Source organism: Klebsiella sp. 54, assembly GCF_018223875.1.
GTDB classification, from domain to species: domain Bacteria; phylum Pseudomonadota; class Gammaproteobacteria; order Enterobacterales; family Enterobacteriaceae; genus Klebsiella; species Klebsiella quasipneumoniae.
Window position 1 is genome coordinate 94,619 of sequence record NZ_JAGRRA010000005.1, and the last position, 17,635, is coordinate 112,253.

21 protein-coding genes are annotated in these 17,635 nt (G+C 58.4%); 7 read left to right on the forward strand and 14 right to left on the reverse strand.

The features are described 5' to 3' along the window. Positions 1-44: 44 nt before the first annotated feature. On the forward strand, positions 45-719 hold the full coding sequence (locus KHQ24_RS13780; protein ID WP_023319573.1) for a LysM-like peptidoglycan-binding domain-containing protein: 675 nt from the start codon (positions 45-47) through the stop codon (positions 717-719). A gap of 108 nt (positions 720-827) precedes the next feature. On the opposite strand, the gene rplI is transcribed toward KHQ24_RS13780, so the two are convergent. From rplI to rpsF, 4 genes are read right to left on the reverse strand one after another with little or no spacing between them, the layout of a single operon-like run. Further along, the gene (gene rplI / locus KHQ24_RS13785) at positions 828-1,277 is read right to left on the reverse strand and encodes a 50S ribosomal protein L9 (RefSeq protein WP_004206464.1); all 450 of its coding nucleotides are present in this window, start codon (positions 1,275-1,277) and stop codon (positions 828-830) included. A 41-nt stretch (positions 1,278-1,318) separates the two neighbouring features. Continuing rightward, positions 1,319-1,546: a 30S ribosomal protein S18 gene (gene rpsR / locus KHQ24_RS13790; RefSeq protein ID WP_000135199.1), complete on the reverse strand. Its 228-nt coding sequence runs from the start codon at positions 1,544-1,546 to the stop codon at positions 1,319-1,321. A gap of 4 nt (positions 1,547-1,550) precedes the next feature. Continuing rightward, positions 1,551-1,865, reverse strand: a complete 315-nt coding sequence (gene priB, locus KHQ24_RS13795; RefSeq protein ID WP_002885722.1) for a primosomal replication protein N — start codon at positions 1,863-1,865, stop codon at positions 1,551-1,553. Positions 1,866-1,870: 5 nt separating this feature from the next. After that, positions 1,871-2,266, reverse strand: coding sequence for a 30S ribosomal protein S6 (gene rpsF / locus KHQ24_RS13800; RefSeq protein ID WP_002885691.1), 396 nt, complete (start codon positions 2,264-2,266; stop codon positions 1,871-1,873). A gap of 341 nt (positions 2,267-2,607) precedes the next feature. On the opposite strand from rpsF, the gene KHQ24_RS13805 reads away from it, so the two are divergent. Further along, complete coding sequence (locus KHQ24_RS13805; protein ID WP_004206463.1) at positions 2,608-2,883, forward strand: DUF1471 domain-containing protein; 276 nt, start codon at positions 2,608-2,610, stop codon at positions 2,881-2,883. A gap of 149 nt (positions 2,884-3,032) precedes the next feature. Further along, a complete protein-coding gene (locus tag KHQ24_RS13810; protein WP_004206462.1) occupies positions 3,033-4,226 on the forward strand; it encodes an MFS transporter in 1,194 nt (397 codons plus the stop codon). Between the two features lie 63 nt (positions 4,227-4,289). On the opposite strand, the gene KHQ24_RS13815 is transcribed toward KHQ24_RS13810, so the two are convergent. From KHQ24_RS13815 to ulaA, 6 genes are read right to left on the reverse strand one after another with little or no spacing between them, the layout of a single operon-like run. Continuing rightward, positions 4,290-4,976 carry an L-ribulose-5-phosphate 4-epimerase gene (locus KHQ24_RS13815; RefSeq protein ID WP_004206461.1) on the reverse strand — a complete coding sequence of 229 codons (687 nt, stop codon included), beginning with the start codon at positions 4,974-4,976 and terminating at the stop codon, positions 4,290-4,292. Next, the gene (locus KHQ24_RS13820) at positions 4,976-5,830 is read right to left on the reverse strand and encodes an L-ribulose-5-phosphate 3-epimerase (protein WP_017900591.1); all 855 of its coding nucleotides are present in this window, start codon (positions 5,828-5,830) and stop codon (positions 4,976-4,978) included. The genes KHQ24_RS13815 and KHQ24_RS13820 overlap by 1 nt, the downstream gene beginning before the upstream one ends. A 9-nt stretch (positions 5,831-5,839) precedes the next feature. Continuing rightward, a complete protein-coding gene (gene ulaD / locus KHQ24_RS13825; RefSeq protein ID WP_008807179.1) occupies positions 5,840-6,490 on the reverse strand; it encodes a 3-keto-L-gulonate-6-phosphate decarboxylase UlaD in 651 nt (216 codons plus the stop codon). A 13-nt stretch (positions 6,491-6,503) separates the two neighbouring features. Further along, complete coding sequence (ulaC, locus tag KHQ24_RS13830; protein ID WP_002885683.1) at positions 6,504-6,971, reverse strand: PTS ascorbate transporter subunit IIA; 468 nt, start codon at positions 6,969-6,971, stop codon at positions 6,504-6,506. Between the two features lie 9 nt (positions 6,972-6,980). Then, positions 6,981-7,286, reverse strand: a complete 306-nt coding sequence (ulaB, locus tag KHQ24_RS13835; RefSeq protein ID WP_002885682.1) for a PTS ascorbate transporter subunit IIB — start codon at positions 7,284-7,286, stop codon at positions 6,981-6,983. A 12-nt stretch (positions 7,287-7,298) separates the two neighbouring features. Beyond that, positions 7,299-8,699: a PTS ascorbate transporter subunit IIC gene (gene ulaA, locus KHQ24_RS13840; protein WP_023319569.1), complete on the reverse strand. Its 1,401-nt coding sequence runs from the start codon at positions 8,697-8,699 to the stop codon at positions 7,299-7,301. A 362-nt stretch (positions 8,700-9,061) separates the two neighbouring features. On the opposite strand from ulaA, the gene ulaG reads away from it, so the two are divergent. Both ulaG and ulaR read left to right on the forward strand, forming a co-directional pair. After that, positions 9,062-10,126: an L-ascorbate 6-phosphate lactonase gene (gene ulaG, locus KHQ24_RS13845; protein WP_048294047.1), complete on the forward strand. Its 1,065-nt coding sequence runs from the start codon at positions 9,062-9,064 to the stop codon at positions 10,124-10,126. Positions 10,127-10,233: 107 nt separating this feature from the next. After that, a complete protein-coding gene (gene ulaR / locus KHQ24_RS13850; protein WP_004206453.1) occupies positions 10,234-10,989 on the forward strand; it encodes an HTH-type transcriptional regulator UlaR in 756 nt (251 codons plus the stop codon). On the opposite strand, the gene yjfP is transcribed toward ulaR, so the two are convergent. Further along, positions 10,986-11,702, reverse strand: coding sequence for an esterase (yjfP, locus tag KHQ24_RS13855; RefSeq protein ID WP_004206452.1), 717 nt, complete (start codon positions 11,700-11,702; stop codon positions 10,986-10,988). The two genes, ulaR and yjfP, sit on opposite strands and share 4 nt — an antisense overlap. A 209-nt stretch (positions 11,703-11,911) precedes the next feature. Here yjfP and bsmA point away from each other — a divergent pair, with 209 nt between their 5' ends. Further along, the gene (gene bsmA, locus KHQ24_RS13860; protein ID WP_004206451.1) at positions 11,912-12,220 is read left to right on the forward strand and encodes a biofilm peroxide resistance protein BsmA; all 309 of its coding nucleotides are present in this window, start codon (positions 11,912-11,914) and stop codon (positions 12,218-12,220) included. Between the two features lie 137 nt (positions 12,221-12,357). Next, positions 12,358-12,633, forward strand: a complete 276-nt coding sequence (gene yjfN, locus KHQ24_RS13865) for a DUF1471 family protease activator YjfN (RefSeq protein ID WP_004206450.1) — start codon at positions 12,358-12,360, stop codon at positions 12,631-12,633. Here the strand turns inward: yjfN and KHQ24_RS13870 are convergent. From KHQ24_RS13870 to rnr, 3 genes are all read right to left on the reverse strand, one after another. Further along, on the reverse strand, positions 12,624-14,261 hold the full coding sequence (locus tag KHQ24_RS13870) for an isovaleryl-CoA dehydrogenase (RefSeq protein ID WP_023319565.1): 1,638 nt from the start codon (positions 14,259-14,261) through the stop codon (positions 12,624-12,626). The two genes, yjfN and KHQ24_RS13870, sit on opposite strands and share 10 nt — an antisense overlap. A 124-nt stretch (positions 14,262-14,385) precedes the next feature. Next, complete coding sequence (rlmB, locus tag KHQ24_RS13875) at positions 14,386-15,117, reverse strand: 23S rRNA (guanosine(2251)-2'-O)-methyltransferase RlmB (protein WP_002885669.1); 732 nt, start codon at positions 15,115-15,117, stop codon at positions 14,386-14,388. Positions 15,118-15,196: 79 nt separating this feature from the next. Further along, complete coding sequence (rnr, locus tag KHQ24_RS13880) at positions 15,197-17,635, reverse strand: ribonuclease R (protein ID WP_004206447.1); 2,439 nt, start codon at positions 17,633-17,635, stop codon at positions 15,197-15,199.

Sequence of the window (17,635 nt, forward strand, 5' to 3'; positions counted from 1 at the left end):
ATACTCATATGCAGGATAAAAATATGCGGAGCAGGAGGAAAGCCATGCCCGGGCGCTTTGAACTGACATCTACCCTGGCGAAAATCTGGCACGCCCCGGATCATTTTCGCCTCCTGGACCCACTGCCCCCGATGCACCGCCGGGGAATTATTGCTGGCTTCCTGTTGGTTATCATCGGCATTCTGCTTCCCTCTGACGATAGCCAAAACCCGGCGACCACCAGCCGTGAAGCAAACCTGAATCTGCAGTCGCAGTCCCAGCCGCAAGCTGGCGGCAATCAGGCTGTTCCCCTGCCGCCGATCACCAATACGCCTACCGTGAGCGATGCCGACCAGATGGCACCGGTCGCCCCGGAGCCGATTCAGGATGAGCAACCGGACCAGGCGCAAACGCAGCAGCCCGCCGCCTCCCAGCCCTATCAATCCTCATCGCAGCAGTCCGCGCCGGGCATTGAGCAACAGTGGCGAACCTATCGCATCGAGTCAGGCAAAACCCTGGCCCAGCTGTTCCGCGATCATGGGCTGCCGGCCACCGACGTCTACGCCATGGCGCAGGTTGAAGGCGCTGGTAAACCATTAAGTACGTTGCAGAGCGGACAGACGGTGCAGATTCGGCAGAACGCCAACGGCGTGGTCACCGGGCTCACTATTGATACCGGCAATGGTCAGCAGGTGCTGTTTACCCGCCAGTCGAATGGCAGTTTTGTGCGTGCGCGCTAGCAGAGAAGACGACAGCGAGCGTTACGCCGCCGCAAAATGAAGGGCTCTGGAAAGCAAAACGCCGGCACAAGGCCGGCGGTTTGTTGTTACCAGAACGTCAGATGCCGATTACTCAGCAACCACGTTGATGATAACTTTAGCGAATACTTCGCTGTGAACCTGGAAGTCCACTTCGTGCTCGCCAACGTTACGCAGAACGCCGTTCGGCAGGCGAACTTCGCTCTTAGCAACTTTAACGCCTGCTGCAGTGACAGCGTCGGCGATGTCGCGAGTACCGATGGAACCGAACAGTTTACCTTCGTCGCCAGCTTTAGACGCGATGGTTACGGATTCCAGGGCGTTGATCTGCGCAGCACGAGCTTCAGCAGCTGCCAGAACGTCAGCCAGTTTGGCTTCCAGTTCAGCGCGACGCGCTTCGAAGAATTCAACGTTTTTCTTGGTAGCAGGAACAGCTTTACCCTGCGGGACCAGGAAGTTACGAGCATAGCCCGCTTTAACGTTAACCTGATCACCCAGGCTACCCAGGTTTGCTACTTTATCAAGCAGAATAACTTGCATTACCTTATCCTCTCAAAGTCGTATTAATGGACCGTGACCGATTACTGATGACGATCAGTGTACGGCAGCAGGGACAGGTAGCGAGCGCGTTTGATAGCGCGTGCCAGCTGACGCTGATATTTTGCACGGGTACCGGTGATACGGCTCGGGACAATCTTACCGCTTTCGGTGATGTAGTTTTTCAGCGTAGCGATATCTTTATAGTCGATCTCTTGAACGCCTTCCGCGGTGAAACGGCAGAACTTGCGACGACGGAAATAACGTGCCATATGGCTAGTCTCCAGAATCTATCAATTCAATCTGCTCGGCATGCAGAACCATTTTGCTCAAGCCGTTCTTTGCCTTATGGCAAGAGATGAACCCTCGAACGGTTACTGCGCTACCGACCGTTATACTGTGAGTAATGGCCTGGTTCTCGTGACCGCTAATAATAACGGGCATCTGACACCATGCCTGCCGGTGAAAACCGGCTTCCTCCTGCACTGAACGATGCTCAAGCACGAACTGGCAGTGAGGAATTCCTGACGGGCTGACCTTACGAAGTGGAGTCCTGCAAATAATGCCGGACAGCTCCAGACGGTTGGTCATCAGGATTACTCTTCAGAATCCCCAGCTTCAGAATCATCTGCGGTTTCGTTGGCGAAATCTTCGCGACGCTCACGGCGCTCGTCTTTCGCTTTAACCATCGGAGATGCTTCGGTAACAGCGTGCTTAGTACGCATTACCATGCTGCGGATAACGGCGTCGTTGAAGCGGAAGTTAGTTTCCAGCTCATCGATCGCTTCCTGCGGCGCTTCAACGTTCATCAGAACGTAGTGAGCTTTGTGCAGTTTGTTGATCGGATAAGCCAGCTGACGGCGGCCCCAGTCTTCCAGACGGTGGATCGTACCTGCTGCTGCAGTGATTGCACCAGTGTAACGTTCGATCATGCCCGGAACCTGTTCGCTCTGGTCAGGATGGACCATAAAAACGATTTCGTAATGACGCATCGAATTGCTCCTTACGGATTATTCAGCCTCCTGTCTGGGTCAGCCGCGGCCCATGGAGGCAAGGAACGTGTTAAAGGGCGGCTGAAAAATTGACGCGTCATTCTAATGGCGGCCCCCCAGGAACACAAGCGCATTTGCACAAATAATTCGCACTATGCGTCAAGTTGCGCTAAGTGGGTGATTTAAAATTAACCAGCAAAGGAAGCGGCATTTTTTTGAACAACTGCATCAGAAAAGGTCGCCATGCGACGAACGCGCAGCGATTACACTTATATCAAAGCCCAACGACCACAGGAGAGCCCCCGAGTCAGCGTCAGGACTGTCAGTCAGGAGCGTAGTATATGAAACTGAAAATCATCGCCATGATGGCTGCGCTTTTCTTCAGCGCCAACGCGCTGGCAGCTATCCAAATCACCGAACGACAGGCCCGCAACATGGACGACGTGCAGAGCCTCGGCGTTATCTATATCAATCATAATATGGCCACTGAGCACGAGGCTGAACAGGCCCTTAGCCAGCTGAGCGATGCGCAGGGGGCGAAATACTTCCAGCCCATCCTGATGCATGAACCAGAAACCAACGGCCCGCTTCGCGCCAGCGCGGTGATATACCGCTAACGCCGGGCCCATTCTTCGCCTCTCCTCGCGAGGGGCGAAGCGAAACCCTCACCTAAATGCAATTGAGAATTATTTTATAAACCGACTTATCAGCGTCATTGCAACCTGATTTAATCATCAGTCTGTTTTTTGATAATCAGGAGTAATGGATGGTTCCGCGTTTCGCCACCTTAGGCCGCATCCCCAAAGGCGTTTGGGTGCTCGGCGGCGTCAGCCTGCTGATGGATGTGTCGTCCGAGATGATCCACAGTCTCTTACCGCTGTTTATGGCCACCACCCTCGGCGCCAGCGTGATCATTATCGGTCTTATCGAGGGGCTGGCGGAAGCCACCGCCCTGATCCTGAAAGTCTTCTCCGGCGCGATCAGCGACTACGTCGGCAAGCGCAAAGGGCTGGCGCTGCTGGGCTACGGCCTGGGCGCGCTCAGCAAGCCGCTGTTTGCCATCGCCCCGACCGCCGGCGTGGTGTTTAGCGCCCGCATGATAGACCGCGTAGGCAAAGGCATTCGCGGCGCGCCGCGAGACGCGCTGGTCGCCGACGTCACCCCACCGGAGATCCGCGGCGCCGCCTACGGGCTGCGTCAGGCGCTGGATACCATTGGCGCCTTTCTCGGCCCGCTGCTGGCTGTGCTGCTGATGTTTATCTGGGCCAACGATTTTCACGCCATATTCTGGGTGGCGGTTATTCCCGCCGTGCTCTCCATTCTCCTGCTGGGTTTTGGTCTGCAGGAGCCAAAATCCGCCATCGGTCATAAACGCAGTAATCCGCTGAAGCGCGAAAATCTGCAAAAGCTCTCCGCCGCCTACTGGTGGGTGGTCGCCATCGGTAGCATCTTCACCCTTGCCCGCTTCAGCGAAGCCTTTCTGGTGCTGCGCGCCCAGCAGATGGAGATCCCGCTGTTTACTATTCCGCTGGTGATGGTGGCGATGAACCTCGTCTACAGCGTTACGGCCTACCCGTTCGGCAAGCTCTCTGACAGCATGAGCCACAGCAAACTGCTGCAGTGGGGACTGCTGGTGCTGATCCTCGCCGATATCGTGCTGGCCCTCAGCGGCCACTGGAGCACGCTGCTGGTCGGAGTCGCGCTATGGGGAATTCACATGGGGATGACCCAAGGGCTGTTGGCGGCGATGGTCGCCCATACGGCGCCGCCGGAGCTACGCGGCACGGCGTTCGGTATGTTCAACCTGATGAGCGGCCTGGCGCTGTTGCTGGCCAGTACCTGCGCCGGAGTGCTGTGGGAAACCTTCGGCGCCGCTTCGACGTTTTACGCTGGCGCGATAATTTGCGTGGTCACGCTCATCGGCATGCGCGCTATGCCCTCAGCTTATCGTCAGGGCTAAAAAACGGCTCCGGGGCCAGACCAGTTGTTTCACCGTGACGGTGAAAGCCCCGGAGCGCGTCGTTTACTTCTGCCCGTAGTAGGCGTTCGGCCCGTGCTTACGCAGAAAATGTTTTTCCATCAGCCAGCTATCAATCGGCTGCAGCTGCGGATTAATGCCGCGGGCAATCCACGCCATGCGCGCCACCTCTTCCATCACTACCGCGTTGTGCACCGCCTCGTGGGCGTCTTTCCCCCAGGAGAACGGCCCGTGCTGATAGACGACGATCCCCGGCGTATGCAACGGGTTTGCCTCGCCCAGCGTTTCGATAATCACCTTTCCGGTGTTCAGCTCGTAGGCCTCATCCACCTCCTGCGCGCTAAGCGCCCGGGTGCAAGGGATATCGCCGAAGAAATAGTCCGCATGAGTGGTGCCGAGCGCCGGGATCGCCAGCCCCGCCTGCGCCCAGGCGGTAGCGTGCGTCGAGTGGGTATGCACCACTCCGCCAAGGCCGGGATAACGGCGATAGAGCGCCAGATGGGTAGCGGTATCAGAGGAGGGACGCCAGCGTCCTTCCACCACGTTGCCCTGCAGATCGACCACCGTCATGTCATCGACGGTCATGGCGTCGTAGGCCACGCCGCTGGGTTTGATCGCCACCAGCCCGCGCTGCCGGTCAATCGCGCTGACATTGCCCCAGGTGAAGGTCACCAGGCCGTAGCGCGGCAGATCCATATTGGCCTCGAACACCTGCTGTTTCAGTTGTTGCATTACGCCGCCTCCATCAGCCCGGCGCGGGCCATCCGCGCTTTCACCCAGTCGCGCGCCTTCGCCACTTCCGCTAGCGGATCCGCGCTGCTTTCACTCCACATCTCAATCAGATACGGGCCGCAGTAGCCGGTCTGTTTGAGGGTTGCGAAGCAGCGTTCAAAATCGACGACCCCTTCGCCGAACGGCACGTTTTTAAAGACGCCGGGCCGGGTATCTTTGACGTGCACCGCCACGATGTGCCCCATGCCGGCCTGCAGCTCCATCTGGACGTCGTTATCCCACGCCGACAGATTGCCGATATCGGGATAAAGCTGGAACCACGGATTATTCAGGTAATGGGCGTAGCCCAGCGCTTTGCTGATCGAGTTCATCAACGGGTAGTCCATAATCTCCATCGCCAGGGTTACCTGGGCCCGGCTGGCCATCTCGACGCTCTCTTTCAGGCCATCGCGAAAGCGGCGCCGCGTCTCATCGTTCGCCTGCTGGTAATAGACGTCGTAACCTGCCAGCTGGATCACCCGGATCCCGACATCCTGCGCTAGCTGGATGGCTTTGCGCATGATTTCCAGCCCCTGAAGACGCACCGCGTCATCTTCGCTGCCCAGTGGAAAACGGCGATGGGCGCTCAGGCACATCGATGGCACCCGGACGCCGGTTTCGGCCACCGCCTTGACCAGCGCCAGACGCTGCTCCGGGCTCCAGTCCAGCCGCGCAAGGCGAGCGTCCGTTTCATCGAGGGACATTTCCACAAAATCAAAGCCCAGCGCTTTCGCCAGCTTTAGCCGCTCCAGCCAGCACTCCCCGGCGGGGAGCGCTTTTTCATAGATGCCGAGCGGAATTTGTTTCGCCAACATAGCCGCTCCTTAACCCCACAGCTGGGCGATAGAGCGTTTAAACTGGCGCGCCGCTTCCACCGGCGAAGCGGCATCGCGGATGCTGCGCCCGGCAATAAAGACGTGGATGGGGATGCCAGCGAACAGCGGCAGGTCCTCCAGCGCCAGGCCGCCGGTGACGGTCACTTTGAAGCCCATATCGGACAGACGCTTAATTGCGCTGATATCCGCCTCGCTCCACGCCACGCCCGCCGCCTGCGCGTCGCGGCTGCGGTGATAAACCACCTGCTGGATGCCCGCCTCGCGCCATGCCTGCGCCTGCTCCCAGGTCCAGAAGCCGGTTAGCTCGATCTGAACGTCGCCGTTGAACTCTTTGGCGACATCCAGCGCCCCTTTGGCGGTATTGATATCGGCGCAGCAGATCACCGTGACCCAGTCGGCGTTGGCTTCAAAGCACATTCGCGACAAAATCTTGCCGGCGTCGGCGATTTTGGCGTCCGCCAGCACAATTTTATGCGGGTACAGCGCTTTCAGATCGCGCACCGCACGCACCCCTTCGCCGACGCAAAGGATGGTGCCGACTTCAATGATATCCACCTCTTCGGCGATCAGGCGGGTGGTCTCGTAGGCGCTGGCCAGCGTTTGGTTGTCCAGTGCGACCTGTAACATAGGTAATGACATGATAGTGTTCCTTTTAAACAGCCGCTGCGGTGGCGTTTTTAATTAAATCCAGCACTTCCTGCTCGCTGCGACAGGCGCGTAAACGGTCGAAATTGGCTTCATCATCAAACAGGTTAACGATCTGCATGATGCCCACTTCCTGGTGGGTGGTGGCGTCAACCGCCGCCATGGTGATCAGGATGTCGACCGGGTCGTTATCTTCGTGGTTGAAAATTAGCGGTTTCTTTAGCGTGACCAGCGCAAAGCCGGTTTTTTTGACGCCCTCTTCCGGCCGCCCGTGCGGCATGGCTAATCCCGGAGCGATCACAAAATAGGGGCCGTGCTGCGCGACGCCGTCGAGGATTGCCTGGTAGTAGCGCGGTTCCACGACGTCGGCGGCCACCAGCAGATCGACGCCGATTTTTACCGCCTCCTGCCAGGTTTCCGCTTCCGCCTGCAGGCGGATGGAGTGGTTCTGCGCCAGCGATTCATGAAGTTTCATGGCCGCTCCTTATTTCACGTCCTGCGGGAAGTGAGCTTTAATCACCTCCAGCAGCTTGGGACCGAAATCCGCTGGCGAAAGCATGTTACGCACGCCCACCACATGTTTATTACCGGAGACGGTAATCTCCCCCGCGATATGGGTTGAAGCGATGATGATATCCGCGCCGTTCAGCTCGCTTTTGTATTCACCTACCGCGCAGCTGTTTACCGTGTGGTCGATGTTGGATTGCGTCAGAAACTGGTCCACCTTCATTTTCATGATCATGGAACTGCCTTGCCCGTTACCACACACAGCCAGAATACGTACGGTCATAATCAGAACTCCTTATTGGGCAGAGGCCTCTGCCAGTTGTTTTTCCGCGTCCTCCTCGGCGCGCAGCGCGCGGCCGGCGAAGAACATATAAGCCAGTGCAATCAGGATGATGACGGCCATAAACGCCAGCCCGACGGAGGCGAAGCCCTGCATCATCGGCGGCGCCAGAATCGACCAGTCCGCCATCCCCATCCAGGCGCTCATGCCGGTGAGTTTCACCGCCCATACGCAACCGAATATTTCAATCATGCCCATCACCAGGCAGATTTTGAGCGCCGCGCGCCAGCCGCCAAAGTGGTTGGCAAAAACGCCAATCGTCGCGTTGGAGAAGAACATAGGGATAAAACCTGGAATAATCAGAATCGGGGAGCCGACGCCGACCAGAATGCCGACGGCAATCAGCTGACCGATGGTGCCCCACATAAAGCCCCAGACCACCGCATTCGGCGCGAAGCTATAGATGGCGGCGCAGTCGATCGCCAGCACCGCCCCGGGGATCAGACGCTGCGAGATACCGTTGAAGGCTTCGGACAGCTCGGCGACGAACATCCGCACGCCCTGAGTGATGATGAAAATCGCCACCGCGAAGGAGAAACCGGTCTGCAGGATATAGACCGTCCAGTGGGTTTTACCCGCCATCGCCTGCACCACGTCAATGCCGAAAGAGAGCAGGATCGCACCGAAGAAGATAGTCATCACAATCGCGGTGGAAACGATGTTGTCGTGGAAGATGTTCAGCCAGCCGGGCAGCTTGAGGTCTTCGACGCTCTCCTCTTTTTTCCCCAGCCAGGGCGCCACTTTGTAGGCAATCCACGAGGCGAACTGCTGCTGGTGCCCGATAGAAAAACCGCAGCCGTCGGTGACCAGCTGAGTAGGCTTGTACATCATATTGGAGGTAATGCCCCAGTAGAGTGACACCAACACCGCGGTGCAGATGATGGTGGTCCACATGGAGTAGCCGAAAATAAAGAACGAGACCGCAATCAGCCCCGCCTGCTGAAACATGATATGGCCCGTCAGCATGATGGTGCGGATGCCGGTAATCCGGCGCAGCAGGACGTAACAGATATTCAGCGCCAGCGCCAGCAGCACCGCGTAGCCCACCCAGCTATAGGCCTCGCCCATCCGGTCGATGGTCGCCATCATCGAGGCATAGGTGTCAGAGATGGCGCCGTTAATGCCGTACACCTCTGACATTTTCGCCACCACCGGTTTAAAGGTGCTGGTGAGGATGCCGGAGCCGGCTTGTAACAGCATGAAACCGATAATGGTTTTGATGGTGCCTTTGATAATCACGCTGACGCTTTTACGCAGCAGGATATAGCCCAGGCAGGTCACGATACCCAACAGCAGCGGGGCATTAGTCATCACCTGATTAAAGAAAACGGTAAAGATGTTGTAGAGGATTGCCATAACACACTCCCGATGGTGAAGGCGCTGAACGCGCCTTACGCTCAGCATTTCTCGTTGCTCACTCTAATAATCAAAAATAATCACAACAAGATTAAATTTGATTAAATGTGACGCACACCGCAATAATCCTTTCCTTCACTCAGGTTATTTCCATTCATTTATAATGAAACATAAATAAACATTTTAAATCATATAGATAAAACAAAAACCAAGGCACGTAAGCTGTGAAAAAGACGGGAGATCATACGTATCAGATCGCAAAAGGGATGGAAAACATGATTGCAATCCTGGAAGCACAGTGACAACATAATCAAAACCAATCAAATAATGATTACTTTTGAAAATACACGAGGAAGACCGCGATGAGTAAAGTACAGACCATCACCCGTGAATCATGGATCCTGAACACCTTTCCGGAATGGGGTAGCTGGCTGAATGAAGAGATTGAGCAGGAGCAGGTTGCGCCCGGCACCTTCGCCATGTGGTGGCTGGGCTGTACCGGCATCTGGTTGAAATCCGAAGGCGGCGCCAACGTCTGCGTCGATTTCTGGTGCGGCACCGGCAAGCAGAGCCACGGCAATCCACTGATGAAAACCGGCCATCAGATGCAGCGGATGGCAGGGGTGAAGAAGCTCCAGCCCAATCTGCGCACCACCCCGTTCGTGCTCGATCCATTCGCCATTCGCCAGATTGACGCGGTCCTCGCGACCCACGATCACAACGATCATATTGACGTCAACGTCGCCGCCGCCGTCATGCAGAACTGCCCGGCCGATGTGCCGTTTATCGGCCCGAAAACCTGCGTCGATATGTGGATCGGCTGGGGCGTGCCGAAAGCGCGCTGTATCGTCATGAAGCCCGGCGATGTCGTGAAGATTAAGGACATTGAGATCCACGCGCTCGACGCGTTCGACCGTACCGCGCTGATCACCCTCCCGGCGGATCAAAAAGCCGCCGGCGTGCTGCCGGACGGGATGGACCAGCGCGCGGTCAACTATCTGTTTAAAACACCGGGCGGCAACCTGTACCACAGCGGCGATTCCCACTACTCCAACTATTACGCGAAGCATGGCAACGAGCATCAGATTGACGTCGCCCTCGGCTCGTATGGCGAGAACCCGCGCGGGATCACCGACAAAATGACCAGCGCCGATATCCTGCGCATGGCAGAGTCGCTCAACGCGAAGGTGGTGATCCCGTTCCACCATGATATCTGGTCGAACTTTCAGGCCGATCCGCAGGAGATCCGCGTCCTGTGGGAGATGAAAAAAGATCGTCTGAAGTACGGCTTCAAGCCGTTTATCTGGCAGGTCGGCGGCAAATTTACCTGGCCGCTGGATAAAGACAATTTCGAATATCACTACCCGCGCGGCTTCGATGACTGCTTTACCATTGAGCCGGACCTGCCGTTCAAATCCTTCCTGTAAGCCGCCTCCGGCAGGCCCTGCCTGCCGGAAATACCCCGCCGCAGGGTTAGTATTTTCACATGATTTCAAATATCATCTTTGCCGTTCACTTTTAATCGGATTCGCTCATGACGGAAGCGCAAAGGCACCAAATTCTGCTGGATCTGCTCGCCCAAACGGGGTTTGTTACCGTAGAGCAGGTGATGTCGCGGCTCGGGATCTCACCCGCAACGGCCCGACGTGATATCAACAAGCTGGATGAAAGCGGCAAACTGAAAAAGGTACGCAATGGCGCGGAAGCCATTAGCGAGCAGCGCCCCCGCTGGACGCCGATGAATATCCACCAGGCGCAGAATCTGGATGAAAAAGTGCGTATTGCGCGCGCCGCTTCGCAGCTGATCGCGCCGGGTGAGAGCATCGTCATCAACTGCGGCTCCACCGCCTTTCTGCTGGGGCGTGAACTGTGCGGCAAACCGGTGCAGATCATCACTAACTATCTGCCGCTGGCCAACTACCTGATCGACCAGGAACACGACAGCGTGATTATCATGGGCGGGCAGTACAACCGCAGCCACGCCATCACCCTCAGCCCCCACGGCAGTGAAAACAGCCTCTATGCCGGGCACTGGATGTTCACCAGCGGCAAAGGGTTAACCGCCGAGGGGTTATACAAAACAGATATGTTGACCGCCATGGCCGAGCAGAAAATGCTCAGCGTGGTCGGCAAGCTGGCGGTGCTGGTCGACAGCAGCAAGATCGGCGAGCGCGCCGGAATGCTATTCAGCCAGGCCGGGCAAATTGACGTGGTGATCACCGGCAAACAGGCCGATGCCGCGATCCTCAAGCAGCTTGAGGACCAGGGCGTCAGCGTGATCCGCGTTTAAAGATGCTGCTGAAAAAAGGCGACCGTCGTGGCCAGCGCCTCCGGGGTGATGCGATGGCGGACGCCTTTCTGCCAGACACAGGTCAGCCTGGCGGCAAGGTCGCTCTGCCTGAGCGCTTGCTCAAGACGGAAGGTCTCTTCCGGCGGCACCACGTCGTCGGCATCGCCATGCCAGAGCAACAGCGGCCGCCGGGCGAGCGACGCCAGCTGATGGCTGACATCCCATTCGCTGAGGCTGTCGCCATCAAAGCCAGGCGAGGGAAACAGGGTTTGCGACAGCGAACGAAAATAGCCTGATCCCATCAGGCAGGCGACGCTGTTCAGCTCGGGATGGTGCGTCATGATACCCAGGGCCGTCATTCCCCCCATCGACGCCCCCGCCACCGCCAGTCGCTCTCCTTCCAGCCAGCCTTCGGCGATAATCGCCTCGCGCAGCGCGGGAAACTCGCTGAAATTCTGCTGCAAGATCGGCCAGAAGCGCTGCATCCGCCCGGTCTCATCACCGTGATAGCGCGCGCCATGCTCCGGCGCGTCCGGCATAATCACCCGGAAACCCGCCTGGGCCAGCGCCACCGCAAAGTAGCTGTAAACCAGTTTCGACGAGGTAAAGCCATGATAAAAGACGATACAGGGCAGTGGTTTGTCCAGACTCTCCTGCGGGCAGGCATGCAAAATTTCGCCACCGCCGAGGTTGCGCATTTCTAGTGCAATCATTTATCGTCTCCCTTCTCTATTGTGGTTAGGCGGCATGGGAAAATGCATTCACCAGGCAACCCAGTTTGCTACGATTCATAATGTTGAGAACCCGGTTACGCTTTCACAACATTTTCATTCGAAAATCGCGTCAGAGATAACAGTTCGGGAACATTCCCCGGAAATCCTGTTAAGGCTACCACTACACTATCACTATCAGGAAACGAGATATGGTTATGCGCAGGTTGTCTCCGTGGTTACTGGCTATCGTCCTCAGCGGGTGTAGTGCTCTGCAGGGAACGCCGGAAGCCCCGCCGCCCGCCACCGACCATCCGCAGGAGATCCAGCGCAACCAGACGGCTGGCCTGCAGAAAATGGCCACGGTGAGCGTACTGATGTACGGTTCGCCGATGGATGTCGAAGCGGCGCTGAAGGCCAAAGCAGAAGCGGCCAAAGCCGATTACTACGTCATCATCATGATCGATGACACCATGGTACCCGGCCAGTGGTATTCGCAGGCGATCCTCTATCGTCGATGACGAGGCGGTGTCTTTAAATCTGCTTTACATAGCTTTGCGTCCATTCACGTTCTCCTGTGCATAATAACGTTCGGCCAGCCACCTGGCAGGACGTTAGCAACGGACTGCCCTTGGGACTACGTGAAATGGAGCTGACGATGAAACGATCTTTTACCCTATCCAGCCTGCTGTTAACCACTGCGACGGCCAACACGTCCGCGCAGTCAGCCGAATTCGCCAGCGCGGATTGCGTTACCGGCCTGAATGAAATCGGTCTGATCTCCGTCGCTAATCTTTCCGGCAGCCAACAGGATGTGGAGCACGCCATTGCCCGCAAAGCGGACGAGCAAGGCGCCTCCTGGTATCGCATTATTCAGATGTACGAGGAACAACAGCCGGACAGCTGGCGCGTGCAGGCCATTCTCTACGCCTGAGGCGCCTGGCGCCCCCGCCCCATGGCCCGCAGCAGCAGGTCGTCGAGGGTCGGCGCGTCAAGACGTATGCCGCCGCGCGTGTCGAGCATCATCCGGCACCAGGCTTCGGCCAGCGGCGGCGAAGCGAAACGCAGCATCTGCGCCCCCGCCCCCAGACGATAGACCAGCCGGGCAATCTCTCTGCCCTGCTCTTCGGCGGGTCGTTTCAGCAATTGCTGCAGCTGACGCCATGCGCGGTCGAGATGGCGGTTCTGTCCTTTCACCTCCGCACACTCCGCGGCCAACAGCTCCATCGCCGCCGGCTGCTTGCTCAGCACCCGCATCACATCGAGGCACATAATATTGCCGGAGCCTTCCCAGATGCTATTGACCGGCATCTCGCGATACAACCGCGGCAACTCACTCTCCTCGCAATAGCCGATCCCTCCCAGGACTTCCATCGCCTCAGCGACAAACGGGATACCGGCCTTGCAGATGGCAAACTTGGCCGCAGGCGTAAACAGACGCGCCCAGGCGCTTTCCCGGGCATCATCCCGACGGTCCCAGGCTCGCGCCAGACGAAACAGAAACGCGGTCTGTCCTTCAAGACGGAGCGCCATTTGCCCCAGCAGCTGGCGCATCATCGGCTGATCGACCAGATTTTTACCGAACGCCTGACGCTGTAGCGCATGATACAGCGCTACCGAGAAGGCCCGGCGCATCAGGGCATGGCTGCCCAGCGCGCAGTCAAAGCGGGTGAGACCGCCCATCCTGAGGATCTGCCGCACGCCGTCGCCCTCGTCACCCACCAGCCAGCCGCAGGCGTCATAAAACTCCACTTCGCTACTGGCGTTGGAGCGGTTGCCGAGCTTCTCTTTTAAGCGCTCCAGACGCACCCCGTTGCGCTGCCCGTCGGGCAGCAGGCGCGGCACAAAGAAGCACGACAGACCCGCAGGCGCCTGGGCCAGCACCAGGTGCGCATCGCTCTGCGGCACCGAGAAAAACCATTTGTGTCCCACCAGCCGGTAAAACCCTTCCGCTGTTTTCTCCGCGCGGGTGGTATTGCTCAGCACATCGGAACCCCCTTGCTTCTCGGTCATCCCCATGCCAATCAGCAGACCGCGCTTCTGGTCGCCCGGCGCGAGGTGGGGATCGTAACGGTCGCTCAGCAGCGGCGACAGCCAGTCGCCAAAAGGCGCGGGCAGGGCGCGCTGCAGCAGGGGCGTCGCGGCGAAAGTCATGGTAATCGGGCACAGCGTTCCGGCCTCTACCTGGGCGTGAAGCAGAAAGCGAGCGGCGCGCGCGACAAACGCGCCTTCACGGGCATCCTCCTGCCAGGCGAGATTATGCACCCGGTTCGCGCACAGCCCCTGCATCAGCAGGTGCCAGGCGGGGTGGAAGCGAACGTCGTCCAGTCGGGCGCCGGTGGCGTCATAGCGCAGCAGCTCCGGCGGGTTGCTGTTGGCCAGGCGTCCCAGCTCCAGCGATTCTGCGGTCCCCAGCTGCTGGCCAATGCTGGCGAGCAGATCGCCATCCCAGCCGGCGCCTTCGCGGACCACCGCTTCACGTAGGGCGGTATCGGACAGGAACAGATTGCTGTTATTCAGCGGGGTCGGTTGATTAAAAACGGTGTGGGTTTGCCAGTGCATCGTGTCTCCCTCCATCAATGGCGATAAGCCTAAGTATGGTTATCCGGGAGGATACTCGCCCGCGAGAGCGGTCACAAAAAAGCCATCCCGAAGGATGGCTTTTCAGTTTCGTCAGCGGGTCAGCTTAGCTGCGCTGGCGTACCGCCTCAAACAGGCAGATGCCGGTGGCCACCGAGACGTTCAGCGAGGAGACGCTGCCCGCCATCGGAATGCTGATCAGCTCATCGCAGTGCTCGCGGGTCAGGCGGCGCATGCCTTCGCCTTCCGCGCCCATCACCAGCGCCATCGGCCCGGTCATTTTGCTCTGGAACAGCGTATGGTCGGCTTCACCTGCGGTTCCAACGATCCAGACGTTCTCCTCCTGCAACAGACGCATGGTGCGCGCCAGGTTGGTGACTCGGATCAGCGGGACGTTCTCCGCCGCGCCGCAGGCCACTTTCTTCGCCGTCGCATTCAGCTGCGCGGAACGATCTTTTGGCACAATCACCGCGTGCACGCCGGCAGCATCGGCGCTGCGCAGGCAGGCGCCGAGGTTATGCGGATCGGTCACACCGTCAAGGATCAACAGGAACGGCTGATCGAGCTGCGCCAGCAGATCCGGCAGATCGTTCTCCTGATACTGACGCCCCGGCTTCACGCGGGCAATGATCCCCTGGTGTACCGCGCCTTCGCTCTTCTCATCGAGAAACTGGCGGTTGGCCAGCTGAATCACCACGCCCTGCGCTTCCAGAGCGTGGATCAGCGGCAGCAGGCGCTTATCCTCACGGCCTTTCAGAATATAAACTTCCTGAAAACGCTCAGGTGCGCGCTCCAGCAGTGCCTGCACCGCATGGATGCCGTAAATCATTTCACTCATTGATGTACTCGTTTTAGGTTCTGTTATCCGCCCTTCACCCCGTCCTGCGTCAGCAGACTTCAGGATGAAGGGTGGTCAATCACTCGGCGCTCTTCTTCTTTGCCGCGCGCTTGGCTTTGGTGGCGGCGGCGATTTTCTGCGTTTTCGCCGACGGTTTTTTCGCTTTCTTCTCGCCTTTCGGCTTCGCTTTCGCCTGGTCTTTTTCTTTGCGGAACGCGCTGTCTGGCTCGAAGTTCACCTGCTTACCGACCTGACGACGACGGCCGCCCGGTTTGCCGGAGGTGCTCTTTTTCGCTTTCTCACGGGCGGTTTTGCCGACATTACGCGGCGCGCGCTCGCTGGAGATTAGGGTAAAGTCGATTTTACGCTCGTCCATGTTGACCGCTTCCACACGGACTTCCACGCGGTCGCCCAGGCGATAAGTCTGCCCGCCGGACTCGCCGATCAGACGCTGCCCCACCTGGTCGAAACGATAGTAGTCGTTATCCAGAGAGGAAACATGCACCAGGCCGTCGATAAACAGATCGTTGAGACGGACGAAGAAGCCAAAGCCGGTCACGCTGGCGATAACCCCGGAGAAGATGTTGCCTACCTGATCCTGCATGAAGTCGCACTTCAGCCAGTCGGAGACTTCGCGCGTCGCTTCATCAGCGCGGCGTTCGGTCATCGAGCAGTGCTCGCCCAGCTGCAGCATCTCTTCCATGCTGTAGTGCCAGCCGCCGGTCTCCGTGCTGTTGCCTTTATGCCCCTGCTCTTTGGCCAGCAGATATTTGATGGCGCGGTGCAGCGACAGATCCGGGTAACGACGGATCGGCGAGGTGAAGTGGGCATAGGACTGCAGCGCGAGGCCAAAGTGGCCGCGGTTTTCCGGATCGTAGACCGCCTGCTTCATCGACCGCAGGAGCATCGTCTGAAGCATCTCCGCATCCGGGCGATCGGCGATGGAGGTCAGCAGTTCGGCGTAATCGCGCGGCTCCGGCTTGTTGCCGCCAGGCAGTTCCAGCCCCAGCTCCGCCAGCACGCTGCGGAACGCGGTAATCGCCTCGGTGCTCGGCTTATCGTGAATACGGAACAGCGCCGGCTCCTGCGCCTTCTCAACGAAGCGCGCGGCGGAGATGTTCGCCAGGATCATGCACTCTTCAATCAGCTTGTGCGCATCGTTCCGCTGGGTCTGTTCGATACGCTCGATACGGCGCTCGGCGTTGAAGATGAATTTAGCTTCTTCACTTTCAAATGAGATACCGCCGCGCTCTTCGCGGGCGCCATCCAGCACCTTGTAGAGGTTATGCAGTTCTTCAATATGCTTCACCAGCGGCGCGTAGTGCTCGCGCAGCTCCTGGTCGCCCTGCAGTATATGCCACACCTTGGTATAGGTCAGGCGAGCATGTGAACTCATCACCGCTTCATAGAATTTATAACCGGTCAGACGGCCTTTTGACGAAATCGTCATCTCGCATACCATGCACAGGCGATCGACCTGCGGGTTCAGCGAGCACAGACCGTTAGACAACACTTCCGGCAGCATCGGTACCACCTGCGACGGGAAGTAGACCGAGGTTCCACGGCTGCGCGCTTCCGCGTCCAGCGGCGTCCCCGGACGCACGTAGTAGCTGACGTCGGCAATGGCTACCCACAGGCGCCAGCCGCCGCCGCGTTTCTTCTCGCAGTACACCGCGTCATCGAAGTCGCGGGCATCTTCACCGTCAATAGTGACCAGCGGCAGGGAGCGCAGATCGACGCGCCCGGCTTTCGCCTCTTCCGGCACCTGCTCTTTCAGGCCGGAAACCTGATTTTCCACCGCCGGCGGCCAAACGTACGGAATTTCATGGGTACGCAGCGCCATATCGACAGCCATGCCGGTACCCATGTTGTCGCCCAGCACTTCGACGATTTTCCCCACGGCTTTGGTGCGGCGGGTCGGGCGCTGGGTCAGCTCGACCACCACCACGTAGCCCATCCGCGCGCCCATAATCTCTTCCGGCGGGATCAGGATATCGAAGCTCAGGCGACTGTCGTCCGGGACAACGAAACCGACGCCAGCGTCGGTAAAGTAGCGGCCAACAATCTGGCTGGTTTTCGGCACCAGAACGCGGACGATGCGCGCTTCGCGGCGGCCCTTGCGGTCCGCGCCCAGCGGTTGGGCCAGCACCTGATCGCCATGAATACAGGTTTTCATCTGCTCTGACGACAGATACAGATCGTCTTTGCGCCCTTCAACACGCAGGAAACCATAGCCATCACGGTGACCAATAACGGTTCCTTTGAGGAGATCAAGGCGCTCCGGCAGCGCATAGCACTGACGGCGGGTGAAGACCAGCTGACCGTCGCGTTCCATCGCGCGCAGGCGGCGGCGCAGCGCTTCGGTTTGCTCTTCGCCCTCAATATTTAACTCGATGGCCAGCTCATCGCGGCTGGCGGGCTTTTCCCGTTTGGTTAAATGTTCGAGGATAAATTCCCGGCTCGGGATTGGGTTCGCGTACTTCTCAGCTTCGCGTTCCTGGAATGGATCTTGTGACAT

Coding starts and splice junctions, on each gene's coding strand:
- ulaB (WP_002885682.1), bottom strand. CDS start 7,286: ATGACCGTACGTATTCTGGCTGTGTGTGGTAACGGGCAAGGCAGTTCC.
- ulaC (WP_002885683.1), bottom strand. CDS start 6,971: ATGAAACTTCATGAATCGCTGGCGCAGAACCACTCCATCCGCCTGCAG.
- KHQ24_RS13870 (WP_023319565.1), bottom strand. CDS start 14,261: ATGCACTGGCAAACCCACACCGTTTTTAATCAACCGACCCCGCTGAAT.
- ulaG (WP_048294047.1), top strand. CDS start 9,062: ATGAGTAAAGTACAGACCATCACCCGTGAATCATGGATCCTGAACACC.
- KHQ24_RS13780 (WP_023319573.1), top strand. CDS start 45: ATGCCCGGGCGCTTTGAACTGACATCTACCCTGGCGAAAATCTGGCAC.
- ulaA (WP_023319569.1), bottom strand. CDS start 8,699: ATGGCAATCCTCTACAACATCTTTACCGTTTTCTTTAATCAGGTGATG.
- ulaR (WP_004206453.1), top strand. CDS start 10,234: ATGACGGAAGCGCAAAGGCACCAAATTCTGCTGGATCTGCTCGCCCAA.
- KHQ24_RS13820 (WP_017900591.1), bottom strand. CDS start 5,830: ATGTTGGCGAAACAAATTCCGCTCGGCATCTATGAAAAAGCGCTCCCC.
- KHQ24_RS13815 (WP_004206461.1), bottom strand. CDS start 4,976: ATGCAACAACTGAAACAGCAGGTGTTCGAGGCCAATATGGATCTGCCG.
- KHQ24_RS13805 (WP_004206463.1), top strand. CDS start 2,608: ATGAAACTGAAAATCATCGCCATGATGGCTGCGCTTTTCTTCAGCGCC.
- yjfP (WP_004206452.1), bottom strand. CDS start 11,702: ATGATTGCACTAGAAATGCGCAACCTCGGCGGTGGCGAAATTTTGCAT.
- bsmA (WP_004206451.1), top strand. CDS start 11,912: ATGGTTATGCGCAGGTTGTCTCCGTGGTTACTGGCTATCGTCCTCAGC.
- rlmB (WP_002885669.1), bottom strand. CDS start 15,117: ATGAGTGAAATGATTTACGGCATCCATGCGGTGCAGGCACTGCTGGAG.
- priB (WP_002885722.1), bottom strand. CDS start 1,865: ATGACCAACCGTCTGGAGCTGTCCGGCATTATTTGCAGGACTCCACTT.
- KHQ24_RS13810 (WP_004206462.1), top strand. CDS start 3,033: ATGGTTCCGCGTTTCGCCACCTTAGGCCGCATCCCCAAAGGCGTTTGG.
- rnr (WP_004206447.1), bottom strand. CDS start 17,635: ATGTCACAAGATCCATTCCAGGAACGCGAAGCTGAGAAGTACGCGAAC.
- yjfN (WP_004206450.1), top strand. CDS start 12,358: ATGAAACGATCTTTTACCCTATCCAGCCTGCTGTTAACCACTGCGACG.
- rplI (WP_004206464.1), bottom strand. CDS start 1,277: ATGCAAGTTATTCTGCTTGATAAAGTAGCAAACCTGGGTAGCCTGGGT.
- rpsF (WP_002885691.1), bottom strand. CDS start 2,266: ATGCGTCATTACGAAATCGTTTTTATGGTCCATCCTGACCAGAGCGAA.
- rpsR (WP_000135199.1), bottom strand. CDS start 1,546: ATGGCACGTTATTTCCGTCGTCGCAAGTTCTGCCGTTTCACCGCGGAA.
- ulaD (WP_008807179.1), bottom strand. CDS start 6,490: ATGTCATTACCTATGTTACAGGTCGCACTGGACAACCAAACGCTGGCC.